This window comes from Cognaticolwellia mytili, from assembly GCF_002104475.1.
GTDB lineage: Bacteria > Pseudomonadota > Gammaproteobacteria > Enterobacterales > Alteromonadaceae > Cognaticolwellia > Cognaticolwellia mytili.
In genome coordinates, this window is the sequence record NZ_NBOF01000002.1 from 85522 (window position 1) to 99108 (window position 13587).

Here is a 13587-nt window from a genome sequence, read left to right on the forward strand (position 1 = left end):
CCATAACTAAGCCTCTTGCGCCGCAATAGAAACATCGTAAACACCGGCTGCACGCGCTGAATCCATCACTTTAATCAAGACATCAGTAGTGGCTTTTTTATCTGCTTGAATAACCACAGTACCTTGTGGGTTTTCGGCTTTTAAGCGCTCAATATTTGCTTGTACGGCACGAACATCAATACGACGTTTATTAATCCATATTTCGCCTTTGTCGCTAATAGCGACCAAAATATTAGCTCGCTCTTTTTTCACCGCAGTTGCCGCTTCTGGGCGATTGACTTCAATGCCTGACTCTTTAACAAAAGACGCAGTTACGATGAAAAATATCAAAAGAATAAAGACCACATCTAACATCGGGGTCATATTTATTTCTTCACTTTCTTCCTGCTCTTGCAGCATTTTATTTAATTGTGAACGCATAGTTTTTTCTCTTTATCGTCTATTCTGTGTTGCCGGTTATGGCGCTAATACAGCCTGTTATGGTGTTAGTGCAACCTGTTATGATGCTAGTACTAAAAGTAAAGGCTTAGTGGTCAACTTCCATCGCATCTTCAAGTAGCTCAGTTTCACGTTTAGCATTACGCTGCAACCAAGTTGCGGCAAAAACACCAGATAATGACCCGACCATACCGGCCATTGTTGGTATCGTTGCGCGAGATACGCCTGAGGCCATTGACCGAGCATTGCCACTACCTGAAATTGCCATCACATCAAACACTTCAATCATGCCAGTAACCGTTCCTAGCAAACCAAGCAACGGACATAACACCACCAAACTTTGAATCAGTGGTAAGTTAGTGCTTAACAAAGCACTGCCACGAGCAACCAAGGCAATGCGAATTTGCTCTGCATACCAAGAGTGCTGCTCTGTTCGGCTCTGCCAATTCTGCTGCAATTGTTTTTTAATTCGGCGATAGCCCCAAAAAACAAAAATAAAGCGTTCAAAAATCAGTAACCACATCACACCAATCACGAAAGCAATAACGGTTAGCACCTGACCACCGGTGTCCATAAATTCACCGATGGTATTCATAAGTTCGATAAACCAAATCATGGTTTATGCTCCTCGCTCACTGCACTCTGTTGCTTCAGCCCTCTCCGCAATAATGCCGGCACTTTGCTGCTGAAGTAAGTTAATGATTGAACGACTACGGGTATGTAATAGGGTGAAGATGAACACCATAGGAATAGCAACGACCAAACCAAGTACGGTTGTCACTAGGGCTTGAGAAATACCACCTGCCATCAATTTAGGGTCACCTGTACCAAATAGGGTAATGGCTTGGAAGGTGTTGATCATCCCTGTCACTGTACCCAATAAACCAATTAATGGTGCAACCACCGAAATGATTTTAATCAGTGTTAATCGGCTTGATAATTTAGGCACTTCACGCAAAATTGATTCTGATAAACGCAGCTCTAGCGTTTCAGTATCCGCATTTGGATTTTGCTCTTTGACGAGCATCACACGGCCTAACGGGTTATCGCTATTAGCCTTATCACTTTTCAATTGGCGATTCACTTTGCCACCAATTAAGAATAAGGTGAAAAATCGTTCGATTGCGATTAACAAGCCGATTAAACCGATAGCTAATATGACATAACCAACAGGGCCACCTTGTTCAACACGCTCTTGCGTATCTGGTGCTTGTACCAATAAACCAAGAATTGAGCCACCTGTCGGGTCTAATGCAAATGGCACAACTTCATGTGATGAAGAACTCAAGGCAGCCGCACTGGCAACATAACGACTAGAAGGCTGGCGAATAAGCTCGGCAACAGAGCCTGTTTCGTCGATATATTCAAGGTATTTACCATTAGCGATAAGATTAAAACCACCGACACGTGTTACTTGCGTTAATTGCTTTTCACCATTGGCCATCACCACATCACGGGTAAAGCTATGTACTTTGCCGCTTTGCGTCATTTCGCGTTGTAGTTCAAACCATAAACGTTCAATTTCTTCAATTGAAGCAAGCTTTGAAGAAGACCCCATACTTTGCGCAAGTTCATCTAAAAATTCACCTCGGCCAGCAATTTGTGCTGAAACAACAGAGGTTTGAAACTTACTTTTAGTATCGCCAGCCACTTGCTGTAAAACACCAAATAGCTCTTTTAATTCCCCCATACGGCGAGTAAGTGCTTCGGTTTTATTGCCAAGGCCAACTTCATTATCTTGAAATTGTTTTTCTAAGCGAGTACTGGTGTTGATGGCTTGATCGCGTGTCGCTTTAGCTTCGTTAAGTAAACGCCCTTGCTCATTAACTTTTAAGGTAAACTCTCTTTCTCTGTTTTGATTTTGCTTAGTTTGCGCAATTTGACCGCTTTGTAAGCGTGATAATAGCTCATCTAAATTACTGACTTGTTGCGCAGAAACCGTCGTAGTCAAAAATAGTGACGATACCGTTAATGCGGTCATTGCACGGGTTAGTGTTTTTTTAACCTTAGGTGTTTTTATAACAAGAGCCTTCATAACAGCATCTTGGATGAAGTTTTTTGGGTTAAACGAAATCATGTTCATCATTCCTTATTCTGCTGAGTTTTGCGCAACAGGCACAATAATTAAATCTGGAGCAAGCTGCTTACGTGCAATACGCAATGCTTTATTAACCGGTAAACGATATTCACCAGAAAGTGGCTGCCAAGACTTCGATGATTGTTGCCACATACCTAACTGCTGACCATCTCGTGTTTGATAAACAAAACTCACTCGGCCAATACGTAAGAAATCAACATCACGCTCGACACCATTTACTGTCAATAAACCGGTATAAGCTTCTATTGTGCGACCATAATCAACTTCAACTTGATAAGCTTCTAATACCCGGCGAAATTTTTCAGATACTGCAATATCAGCGCGCTCTAACATGGTTTTTAATCCAGCTAAACGTTGACTGCGCTCCGCTGGTAAAAAAGGCATATCAAGAGTGATAAACTCTTCTAACGTGTTGATCATTCGTGCCATTAGTGGAGATATTTGACGCTCAATAATACTCACTTGTTCCATTGAAATATCTAACTGTGCTAATTCTTTTAGCTGATTTTCAAGCTGTTTGTTCATTTGCTTGTTATAAACATTTAAGCCATCAAGCTCTTTATTAACGGTTTTAAATTGTTGTAGTTTCGTTAATAATTTAGCGCTAATCGCATCAACTTTTTGTTGAGATTTATTCGCGGATTGATTGATTTTTTGTCCGGCTGCTACTACGTTGGTTAGCTGATCTTCTTGTGCCAACGCAGGCATTGCCATCGCTGCGGCGATTAACGCTAATTGCATGCGTTTAGGTAAAGTATTTTGTTTCATTGTCCATAAAACCTTTTAAAAGCGAGAATTATTAAGTTCAGCATTCATCTTATTAAAAAAGCTACAACCTAATCACTTGGCAAAAATTTTAATGCTTCAATGTGACAATCTGGTTTCACAAATATTGCAGATTTATTAAATGACATTTTTCTTACGGTTACTGACAAATTCAGGCAAAATAGCCTCCTTAAATTAATAGTGATTGATAAATAGCGATGACAAGTGAAGAAAAAATATTCATCATTGGTTTACCTAGAACAGGAACTACCAGTGTTTGTTCAGCAATGCTAACCCTAGGTTTTCGTGTCGCCCATACCGCGTACACCGATAGCGCATTTAACCAAGCGCAAGTTATCGCCGACACGCCTATTTTTAATGACTATCAACAACTAGATATAGCCTATCCAAAGGCAAAATTTATCTATTTGGAGCGTTCATTAGCAAGCTGGTTACCGTCAATTCAACAATTATTGCTACGTATGCATGTTAATTTAACTAGAGACGACGGCGGCTTTAACCCAATCATCAAACGCTGTTATCAAGCAACGTTCTCGCCCTACTCTCTAGAGAACATTAATAGTGTTGAGTTTTTAAGCCATTGTTACCAGCAGCATCAGTCGCAAGCTCAGACATATTTTAAAAATAGAGCAAATGACTTTTTATCCATTGATATCAGTGCTAACGATAGCTACAGAAAACTAACCCAGTTTTTAGCTATTGAAGAAAGTTTGATTGAAAATTCAGCTTTTGAAAAGCTGAACGTTGGCGGTAAAGTCACCGCTTGGAAAGACATAAAAAGTGACTTAAAAGTCGACTCGACCAATAAAGGCCGAGTAACAAAATTACCTTACTTAAGATAGAGTATATTCACTCTCAATTACTGCGTTGGTTTTAATAACGCAGTATTTTTCGGAGCAATCATGGCTGCGAACATAACCGCTAAGGCAATAAAAATAGCGGCAATAACTAAACAGGCAATAATACCGTAGGCCTGAAATATCCATCCTGAAAGTACCGTTCCTAATAACCGGCCACCGGCATTCGCCATATAATAAAAACCAACATCAAGTGATACACCATCTTTGCTCGCCATGTCGACAATAAGAAAGCTATGCAAAGAGGAGTTTATCGCGAATAACACCGCAAAAGCAGTTAAACCAACAACAATAACCCACACACTTGAGACGCCAAAACTTAAGGCAAGTGCCATTAAACTGGGCACTATGAAAAGTAACGCTCCCCACTTTGCTGCATCTTGGCCATTAGGTGATTTACCTGACGCTTTAGCCGTTATTTTCGGTGCCTGTGTTTGAATAATGCCATACAAAATTATCCATGCGGCAATAAAGCCGCCTACCCAAGTATGTTGCCAAGCAAATTCAGTAGCTAAAAACACAGGCAGTGCGATAACAAACCAAACATCTCGCGCCGCGAATAAGAATAACCTTGCTGCTGATAATAAGTTTATCGCGCGGCTTTTCGACAGTACGTCTTTAAATTTAGGTTTATTTTTTGCCTTACCTAAATCTTGCTTCAAGCTCAATAAACTGAACAGCCAAACTACAGACAACGCCAACGCCATTAATGTTATCGCACCAGAAAAGCCAAATACCGTTAGCAGCAAACCACCGAGAAAAAAGCCAAGACCTTTCAAGGTGTTTTTTGAACCCGTTAATAGCGCAATCCACTGATATAGTTTGCTGCTATTGTCTTCTTGTACAAGCAACTTAATTGAGCTTTTAGCACTCATTTTATTAAGATCTTTAGCAATACCAGACAATGCCTGCGCAGCCATAACATAAGCTACGGTTAGTAATTCACTTGGTACAACGAGCATAACTAAAGCAACTATTTGTAAGGCTAAACCAATATTCATGGTTTTATTTAGGCCTAAACGAGCACCTAACCAACCACCAACCAGATTCGTTACAACACCAAAAATTTCATAGAATAGAAATAACATCGCAATACTTAACGGGCTATAACCTAACTGATGAAAATACAACACCACCAGCATACGCAAAGCACCATCGGTTAAGGTGAATGCCCAATAGTTGCCTGTGATGATTAAATATTGCTTCACCTGTTCAGATAACCCGCTTAATGCCTTCATAAAGTTATTTTCTACTTATTCAATTAGTATAAAATGCGATTAGTTAAATGAAAATAAGACTACTTTTTAGTTAAATCTGAACGGCCAACCATCCGAGCGATTTCCGCGGTACGGTTTGCATAACCCCACTCGTTGTCATACCAAACATAAAGCTTAACTTGTGTGCCGTTAACCACCATAGTTGAGGGGGCATCGATAATACTTGAACGTGGATCCGTTTTATAATCGATAGAAACCAAAGGGCGCTCTTCATAACCTAATATATTTTTTAGCTCACCATCAGCTGCCGCTTGTAAAAAATCATTCACTTCTTGCTCTGTGGTGGCTCTTTCTAATTCAAAAACACAGTCAGTAAGTGAAGCATTTGCCAGAGGAATACGCACAGCATGGCCGTTAAGCTTACCTTTAAGCTCAGGGAAAATATGCGTAATCGCCGTTGCCGAGCCAGTCGTTGTTGGAATTAAACTCATGCCACAGGCCCTAGCGCGGCGTAAATCTTTGTGTGGCGCATCCAGTATAGTTTGAGTATTGGTAATATCATGAATAGTGGTCATTGAGCCATGCTTAATGCCAATTTTTTCGTGAATAACTTTAACAACTGGCGCAAGGCAATTGGTAGTACAAGACGCTGCGGTAACAATTGGAAATTTATCAGCGTCATATTCATGGTCATTAACACCGACAACAATATTTAAAATACCGTCTTCTTTTACCGGTGCTGTTACCACTACACGCTTTACGCCTTGGTCTAAATAAGCTTGAAGTAAAGGTTTTGTTTTCATTACACCTGAGGCTTCAATAACCACATCACAACCTGACCAGTCAGTATCAGCAATACGGCGATTTTGACTACAAACAATTTTATTATCATTGATAATAATGTCTTCACCAGTGTGCGTTGCTTGATGCTGCCAAATACCGTGAACGGAATCAAAATTTAGTAAATGCGCTAAGGTTTCAGCATTACCCGCAGGGTCATTAATTTGCACGATTTCAATGTCATCCCAATCATACGCCGCGCGCATTGATAAACGTCCCATACGGCCAAAACCATTAATACCTATTTTAATTGTCATGATGTTTTCCTATCAAATATGAATTTCAAATCGCTTAGTGAAGCTTGGTAAATATTTACTCGCAGCAATTTGCAGCTCGAGTTGGCCTGTCGCCCATTTGATTCAAAGCATTTAAATTTGGTGTGATAAACGTTAAGTTTTCAGCTAGCGTTAACGCGATAATTTGCTGTGACCATGAAGGAGTATCAGAGCTTAGGGCATAAAAAACCCATTGTTTTTGTTTGCGAGTTACCAATAACCCTGCTTTTTTAAGCTGTGCTAAATGACGGGATATTTTCGGCTGGCTTGGCTCACTGAGTGCAGCCATTAATTCGCAAACACAAAGCTCACCTTCTTTGGCAATAAGCAATACGCTTTTCAGTCGAATATCATCAGCTAGATTTTTATAAAATTCTGTTGGCGACATAAACACACTTCCGTTCTAATTAATGAAAGCAATCATACAGCAACAGAGAATATAACAAAATAATTATATATTTATTTTGTTATAGAAGAAACAGAACAAACATTGATAAATAGTTTTTTCCACTACGCAGCAGGAAACTTGCATGATAGTGTAAGAGTTATAGGGGAAAACAACTTAGCTATAATACTTATTGAATTAAGTATATGCTCAATTATAAGTAAGAATAAATAGCCCAATAAAAAAACGCCAGGCAGCTGTTAACTGACTGGCATTAAGCGATATAACTCGTTTTTCAAACTTATAAACTACTCTAAAAACTGTACTTATAGCCTAGAGTCACACTACGTGGCTTACCTACCATGATAGAGCCATGCGTACGTGTTGCCATATATTCTTTATCAAGTAAGTTATCAACGTTAAAGGTTATTTCTTGGTTATCAGCAACGCTATAATGTGCGGCCATATCAACAACTGTACGGCTGTCAATTGATTGGTTTGAGGCGATAGCACCTTGGCCAGCAGTTGTTCGCATTTCGTCCATATAACGCACTAAAACATCACCGCGCCAATTATCGCCAACAACACCTACATTCAATTGCAGCTGGTTTTCTGGAACATAAGGTAATTCAAAGCCAGATTTCACTTCACCCCAAGTATCTAAACCTGATTCAAATGAATTTTGAAACTCTGTTTCAGTAAAAGTGTAAGTTAACCCAACAGGAATTGTTACTGAGCCTGCAGAAAATTCGTATCCTGCTTTAGCTTCTAAACCTGAAACTTTTACTTCACCAGCATTGTATTGGTTACCAATATTTTCTTCTTCACAACCTTGACTCGCAGTACAGTTACCATGCATGTTGTTATAATCAGAGTAGAAAAATAATGCCTCTGCACTTAACGTTTCTTGATTAAAACGTAAGCCTAACTCGTAGTTAATACTTTCTTCATTTTCTGCTTTGTCATTGCCTGGCGCTGGTGGCGCAAAACCTTTTTGCACACCGCCAATGATAACCAAATCATTATTTACACGGTAAGTTACTGCTAATGATGGTAGTAACACCTCAACATCATTACTCACATCTTTCTTTAAAGGCTGGTTTCTATCAATTACACCTTTATCCCAATCTTTACGAGAAATAGTCATATCTTCATAACGTAAACCCGCATTAATAATGAAATCACCAACGGTGTATTCATCATGAACAAATAAAGCAATCGCTTCTGCTGAATCGATACGATTTGAATCTGCCCCATGAATACCGGCTTCTGTTAGCGTCATTTCATAGTTTGTATTGTCTAAAGTATACTTATCAACCCACTGGAAACGGTCCATTTCATCTTCATGATAACGCGCACCAAACTTCACTTGGTGGTCACCAAAATCAGCATTTAATATCGTTTGAATACCTTGTGATAGATAATCACGACTATTGGCTTTTACAGCAACACTAATTTCGTCATTATCAAATGAGCCGTTATCAAATGCTGCGGCAAAGTCTATACCACCACTGCTAAGGCTCTTTCCATTAACTTTACTGGTTTTATACCAATTACGGCTAAATTCGTTATAGTATGCCGTTGTGCCTAACGTGAATTTCTCAGATAACTTAATGTGGTGATTAATTTGTAATTGCTTATGATCAGTATCCATATTATCAAGTTGTGAAGCTGAGTAACGAGAGTACGGATTAGATTTAAAATCAGTTTCTGTTAAACCCATATAAGTTTCATCTGAATCTTCATCTGAATACTTTAGTTTGAATTCTAATTCTTGATAGTATTTTGCGTCACTATCGCTATTGATCATCACTTTCGCCATGATGTCGTTTTTAACAAAACCAGTATCATCACCTGTGTGATTTACATCTTTAAATCCATCAGCTTGATAGCGGAAAACTTCAAATATTGAAGATACATTCTTACCGGCTCCACCAACGTAAGCATGTGCTTTACCAAAGCCATCTTGACCTGCGCTTAAATTAACTTGTCCCGCTAATGCTTCTTCAGGGATAGTGCGAGATAACATGTTAATCACGCCACCAGTAGTACGAGGGCCGTACATTGCACTTGAAGTACCTTTCAACACTTCAACTTGTTGCATACGACCAGCCGTTGGAAAGTAATACGCCGAAGGAGCTGAATAAGGTGCAGGAGCAGCTAATACGCCATCTTCCATAATTGTTACTTTTTCACTGCGATTTTGACCTGTGCCGCGCATACCAATATTCGGGCGTAAGCCGTAACCATCTTCCTCTAGAACGTAAACACCTGGCACCGACGTTAACGTACGCATAATATCAGTGAAATCAAACCTCTCTAATTCTGTTTGAGAAATCATATGCGCACTGCCTGGCACATCATTTACAGCTTGAGCACTACCAAAAATAGCTAAGTGCTCCATGTCATCATCTGCCAGGGCAACGTTAGAGATAGCACTAACAACAGATAAAGCAATTAACGCGGGTTGAAAAAGAGAAGGAATTCGCATGACTACGCCTATAAAAAACAATAATTTGTATGGCGCGCATTAAAACATGAGATCAAATGGCAATCAATATCATTTGCATTATTTATAATAACGGATTGATATAGATCAAACGGGTACGAATAGCACCTTCTCTTTCAAAATTAGCTGCTAGTAACGTCCCCAAATATTACTAGGCAAAACTATCATTATACATCCAATTAAATTGAGTGTTTCTTTCCGCTACTCAACTAACATTAGCCAAATATCCGCATAATCGATAGTTACTTGATGCCTTGATTATAATCTTTCCTTCCGAAGTTTTATCAAGAATAAAAGCTTGTTAGGTGCATAAATAGAGCAACCAAATTTTATAGCGATAGAAATGAGCAGAAGTGCATAAGGTGAAATCACTAAATTGAGCGTAGGCTCAGATCAGTTAATCACCAAGCCTGTGCTACCGCCACAACTAAATATAGTGATAATAAGGTAAGGTTTTATCGTGCATCTACCCTTTTCTTATTTTTCAAACAATACTTTTCCTACCTATTTTACTTCCTATATCGTTGATGCATAAAATCAAGTTCAGTTATTTCAATAACTTCAACATTCATCGTAAGTGCTTTATTATTTACAATCTAGTATTGCTTGCTCTCTCACCAAAAACACTACTGAGAAAAATTAAAGCCTTTATTTTTCAATGCTTTTTTCTTTTATGAAAAATTAATCATTGAAAATAAGACAAACAAGAACTATTATCAATCGCGTTATCAATCATTAGTAGTTATTATTATGTTCGTTTGTATATGTAAAGGCATCACAGACCATCAAATTAAGCAGTTAGTCACCGAAGAAGGTGTCGGTTCTATGCGTGAGTTAAAGCAACACCTACCATTAGGTTCACAATGTGGTACTTGCGTTAAAGTTGCTCAGAACATAATTGATAACACCATTATTGATGAAAGTTTATTTAAAGAAGTTGGATAAGCTTTAGCTAACTTATTCATTTAGTTCAAATAGATCTTTATATTCCCATTCCTTATTACAACTGATAACAATTATCATTAGCAAGAGGTTGTTTTTTAAGGTTTTTTATTAATTACCTTTTGCATTTCATAATTTTTTTCCTATAATTACTGCCAATATTAAATAACGTTTATCGAGGCACTAATGAAAGGTAACCCCGCAGTTCTCGCAATACTAAATAAAGTACTAACCAGCGAACTAACATCTATTAATCAATACTTTCTTCACGCCCGTATGTATAAAAATTGGGGCATCAATGCCTTAAATAGCAAGTGCTACAAAAAATCGATACTTGATATGAAGCAAGCTGATAAAGTGATTGAACGTATCTTGTTTCTTGAAGGTTTACCAAATTTGCAGCAGCTTTCACCACTTGCTATAGGTGAACATACGCAAGAAATGATCGGTTGCGATACCCGCTTTCAAACAGCTCAAATTAATATTGTACGCAGTGCTATTACCTTATGTGAGCAAGAGCAAGACTACGTAAGTCGCGAAATGCTTGACGGCATATTAAATGACGAGGAAGAACATTTAGACTGGCTAGAAACTCAGCAATATCAAATCGATAACATGGGTATTGAAAAATATATCCAAGCACAACTTTAAACTGACTAAGTTACAAGGACACTAAAATGAAAGGTAATACTCAAGTTATTTCTGCATTAAACGGCCTATTAGCTTATGAACTAGCGGCTATGGATCAGTACTTTATTCATTCACGTATGTATGAAGATTGGGGCATCAATAAACTATTTGAACGCATTGATCACGAATTTGATGATGAAAAACTCCATGCATCAATGCTTATTCAGCGCATTCTATTTTTAGAAGGCACGCCAGACATGCAAACTCGCCCAGGCTTACATATCGGTAAAAACGTTCCTGAAATGCTGCAAAGTGATTTAGACGTTGAGTATGCAGTTGCGGATGGGCTAAGAAAAGCCATTGCTATTTGTGAGCAAGAAAAAGATTACGTCACCCGTGAAATCTTAGAAAAACTACTTGATGATACTGAAGTAGATCACGCTTTTTGGTTAGAGCAACAATTAGGCTTAATCAAAACTATCGGCTTAGAAAACTACATTCAATCACAGCTGTAAAAATAAAATTCTGATCACCTATCAACAAAAGCCAGCTTACATAGCTGGTTTTATTTTACTTACTTCCTCTTTCAGCTAACATAAGTGAAACAAATTTGGCGATACAAGTCTCAATCACTTTATTTAATATCGCTGAATTCTAAAATCTCTTATATGCTAAAGTGGCAGTTTATTCATTGATTAAATAAGTTAGCCGTAATATTGAGTAAAGATCAATTCGTCAACTATCATTAAGTGAACCCTATAAAACAGTGTTATTTAAGCTTCACTTTTGCTTGTTTTAACATGTTCAACTTTACTTAAATCATAATGTTGAATATTAGTGTTTAACAGCAAATGCCGCGTAGTTATTTAAAGCATAGCTATTTGCATTTAATGACTTAGGAAAGTTACCTTTCATGGTTCGTGGTTTGAAGCAAAAAATACTAGCTAAAATATTACCCCTTTCTCAATTTACTATTGACGTAGTTGTCACTACCTTACTTGCTGTAATTACTTTTTGGTTAGCTCAAAAGTATGATGTTTTCGAATACTTGGTGAAAATTTCAAGAACATATGAAGAATATGAAGTTGATGAAATACTCACTCTAGTAATGATTTCAGCACTCTCACTTGCCGCACTCACTATTAAAAATAATAAGCGCTTAAAGCAAGAAGTTTTAAAGCGTGTTAAAGCAGAGCAAAGCATAAAAAAAATGGCATTCTATGACAGCCTTACTGGTCTTCCTAACAGAGAACTTTGCATTAACCGATTTGAGCACATATTAAACCAGGCTGCTAGAACATCCGATTTAGCTGCTGTACTGTTCATCGATTTAGATAATTTCAAAGAAGTTAATGATAATTATGGTCATGAAGCAGGTGATGTTCTACTGAAACAATTTACTGCAAGACTTTTAGGGGAATTACGTAAAGGTGATACCTTATCGCGCTTTGCCGGTGACGAATTTATTATATTATTAGAGTCCGTAAGCTCCGTTAATAATGTCACTATTCTCGCAAAAAAAATATTAGATTGTATACAGTTGCCTTTCCAAATTGATGTTAATGAAATAACGGTAGGTATGAGTGTTGGTATTGCAATTTACCCAAGTGATGGCCAAGAAGCATCGAAACTTTTAAAACATGCAGATACAGCAATGTATCATGCAAAACATGAGGGGAAAAATACCTTTAGGTTTTATTCAAGCGAGCTTAATACCCAAGCACGAAATAAACTCATTATTGCGAGTCAATTACGACAAGCCTTGGAAAGAAATGAGTTTATGCTTAATTTTCAGCCTATTATTGATGTTGCTTCAAAGAAAATAAAAGCTGCAGAAGCCTTGTTACGCTGGGATAATCAAACATTAGGTAATGTGCCACCTGATGTTTTTATACCGATTGCTGAAGAAATTGGACTGATTAATACCATAGGCGAATGGGTGTTACTGCAAGCATGCAAACAAAGTAAAGTTTGGCATAACATGGGCTATAACCACCTTGTCATCTCAGTGAATATGTCAGCGAGACAGCTAGGGCAAAAGAATTTCTTCAATGTCGTAAAGTCTTGTTTAGCAGCAACACAGCTACCGCCAAAAAGCCTAGAGCTTGAACTCACCGAAACCGCTATCATGAAAGATGTTGATGCGGCACTTTACCAACTTGAAAAATTAAAAAAACTAGGAGTATCTATCGCACTAGATGACTTCGGTACTGGCTATTCTTCAATAGCTTACCTACGTAAACTATGCATTAATAGAATAAAAATCGACCGAAGCTTCATTCAACATATTCCTGAAAATCATGAAGATATTATGACAACGAATGCGATTGTATCACTTGCTAAAAACCTAGGCATTGCGATTACCGCTGAAGGAATTGAAACCATTGAACAGCAACAGTTTATTGAAAATACACCTGTTGACTCCATACAAGGTTATTTCATTGCTAAACCTATGTTAGCCAGCGAATTTGAGCAATTATTGAAAGAGTAAAGCCAAATTAATTCGGTTAATCTAAAAGTTTAATAAGCCGCATAGATTCAACATTCTGATGACGCTTACCTTCATTTCACAACCATTTCACAAGCTCGCTTTTAAGGTAATGAATAATT

Annotated in this window: 13 protein-coding genes; 5 read left to right on the top strand and 8 right to left on the bottom strand. The window is 38.0% G+C overall.

From position 1 onward, the window contains the following. Positions 1 to 6: 6 nt before the first annotated feature. From B7C41_RS05360 to B7C41_RS05375, 4 genes are all read right to left on the bottom strand, one after another. Complete coding sequence (locus tag B7C41_RS05360; RefSeq protein WP_085297782.1) at positions 7 to 420, bottom strand: ExbD/TolR family protein; 414 nt, start codon at positions 418 to 420, stop codon at positions 7 to 9. A 106-nt stretch (positions 421 to 526) separates the two neighbouring features. Continuing rightward, positions 527 to 1054 carry a MotA/TolQ/ExbB proton channel family protein gene (locus B7C41_RS05365; RefSeq protein ID WP_085297783.1) on the bottom strand — a complete coding sequence of 176 codons (528 nt, stop codon included), beginning with the start codon at positions 1052 to 1054 and terminating at the stop codon, positions 527 to 529. 3 nt (positions 1055 to 1057) lie between these two features. Then, positions 1058 to 2419: a MotA/TolQ/ExbB proton channel family protein gene (locus B7C41_RS05370; RefSeq protein ID WP_085298624.1), complete on the bottom strand. Its 1362-nt coding sequence runs from the start codon at positions 2417 to 2419 to the stop codon at positions 1058 to 1060. Positions 2420 to 2527: 108 nt separating this feature from the next. After that, on the bottom strand, positions 2528 to 3304 hold the full coding sequence (locus B7C41_RS05375) for a DUF3450 domain-containing protein (protein WP_085297784.1): 777 nt from the start codon (positions 3302 to 3304) through the stop codon (positions 2528 to 2530). 215 nt (positions 3305 to 3519) lie between these two features. Here B7C41_RS05375 and B7C41_RS05380 point away from each other — a divergent pair, with 215 nt between their 5' ends. After that, positions 3520 to 4164: a sulfotransferase gene (locus B7C41_RS05380; RefSeq protein ID WP_085297785.1), complete on the top strand. Its 645-nt coding sequence runs from the start codon at positions 3520 to 3522 to the stop codon at positions 4162 to 4164. A gap of 17 nt (positions 4165 to 4181) precedes the next feature. On the opposite strand, the gene arsJ is transcribed toward B7C41_RS05380, so the two are convergent. From arsJ to B7C41_RS05400, 4 genes are all read right to left on the bottom strand, one after another. Continuing rightward, complete coding sequence (arsJ, locus tag B7C41_RS05385) at positions 4182 to 5417, bottom strand: organoarsenical effux MFS transporter ArsJ (RefSeq protein WP_085297786.1); 1236 nt, start codon at positions 5415 to 5417, stop codon at positions 4182 to 4184. A gap of 59 nt (positions 5418 to 5476) precedes the next feature. Beyond that, positions 5477 to 6493 carry an ArsJ-associated glyceraldehyde-3-phosphate dehydrogenase gene (locus B7C41_RS05390; protein WP_085297787.1) on the bottom strand — a complete coding sequence of 339 codons (1017 nt, stop codon included), beginning with the start codon at positions 6491 to 6493 and terminating at the stop codon, positions 5477 to 5479. Between the two features lie 55 nt (positions 6494 to 6548). Continuing rightward, complete coding sequence (locus B7C41_RS05395) at positions 6549 to 6899, bottom strand: metalloregulator ArsR/SmtB family transcription factor (RefSeq protein ID WP_085297788.1); 351 nt, start codon at positions 6897 to 6899, stop codon at positions 6549 to 6551. Between the two features lie 310 nt (positions 6900 to 7209). Next, positions 7210 to 9387 (bottom strand): TonB-dependent receptor family protein, encoded by a 2178-nt coding sequence (locus B7C41_RS05400; RefSeq protein ID WP_085297789.1) that lies wholly within the window; start codon positions 9385 to 9387, stop codon positions 7210 to 7212. A gap of 768 nt (positions 9388 to 10155) precedes the next feature. Between B7C41_RS05400 and B7C41_RS05405 the strand changes: the two genes are divergently transcribed. From B7C41_RS05405 to B7C41_RS05420, 4 genes are all read left to right on the top strand, one after another. Continuing rightward, positions 10156 to 10350: a bacterioferritin-associated ferredoxin gene (locus B7C41_RS05405; protein ID WP_085297790.1), complete on the top strand. Its 195-nt coding sequence runs from the start codon at positions 10156 to 10158 to the stop codon at positions 10348 to 10350. 183 nt (positions 10351 to 10533) lie between these two features. Next, positions 10534 to 10998, top strand: a complete 465-nt coding sequence (bfr, locus tag B7C41_RS05410; RefSeq protein WP_085297791.1) for a bacterioferritin — start codon at positions 10534 to 10536, stop codon at positions 10996 to 10998. Positions 10999 to 11024: 26 nt separating this feature from the next. Beyond that, entirely contained in the window at positions 11025 to 11492 is a 468-nt protein-coding gene (gene bfr / locus B7C41_RS05415) for a bacterioferritin (RefSeq protein ID WP_085297792.1), read from the top strand. Positions 11493 to 11890: 398 nt separating this feature from the next. Beyond that, entirely contained in the window at positions 11891 to 13468 is a 1578-nt protein-coding gene (locus tag B7C41_RS05420; RefSeq protein WP_085297793.1) for a putative bifunctional diguanylate cyclase/phosphodiesterase, read from the top strand. Positions 13469 to 13587 lie beyond the last annotated feature (119 nt).

Coding starts and splice junctions, on each gene's coding strand:
- B7C41_RS05390 (WP_085297787.1), bottom strand. CDS start 6,493: ATGACAATTAAAATAGGTATTAATGGTTTTGGCCGTATGGGACGTTTA.
- B7C41_RS05360 (WP_085297782.1), bottom strand. CDS start 420: ATGCGTTCACAATTAAATAAAATGCTGCAAGAGCAGGAAGAAAGTGAA.
- B7C41_RS05400 (WP_085297789.1), bottom strand. CDS start 9,387: ATGCGAATTCCTTCTCTTTTTCAACCCGCGTTAATTGCTTTATCTGTT.
- B7C41_RS05365 (WP_085297783.1), bottom strand. CDS start 1,054: ATGATTTGGTTTATCGAACTTATGAATACCATCGGTGAATTTATGGAC.
- bfr (WP_085297792.1), top strand. CDS start 11,025: ATGAAAGGTAATACTCAAGTTATTTCTGCATTAAACGGCCTATTAGCT.
- arsJ (WP_085297786.1), bottom strand. CDS start 5,417: ATGAAGGCATTAAGCGGGTTATCTGAACAGGTGAAGCAATATTTAATC.
- B7C41_RS05395 (WP_085297788.1), bottom strand. CDS start 6,899: ATGTCGCCAACAGAATTTTATAAAAATCTAGCTGATGATATTCGACTG.
- B7C41_RS05420 (WP_085297793.1), top strand. CDS start 11,891: ATGGTTCGTGGTTTGAAGCAAAAAATACTAGCTAAAATATTACCCCTT.
- bfr (WP_085297791.1), top strand. CDS start 10,534: ATGAAAGGTAACCCCGCAGTTCTCGCAATACTAAATAAAGTACTAACC.
- B7C41_RS05375 (WP_085297784.1), bottom strand. CDS start 3,304: ATGAAACAAAATACTTTACCTAAACGCATGCAATTAGCGTTAATCGCC.
- B7C41_RS05380 (WP_085297785.1), top strand. CDS start 3,520: ATGACAAGTGAAGAAAAAATATTCATCATTGGTTTACCTAGAACAGGA.
- B7C41_RS05370 (WP_085298624.1), bottom strand. CDS start 2,419: ATGACCGCATTAACGGTATCGTCACTATTTTTGACTACGACGGTTTCT.
- B7C41_RS05405 (WP_085297790.1), top strand. CDS start 10,156: ATGTTCGTTTGTATATGTAAAGGCATCACAGACCATCAAATTAAGCAG.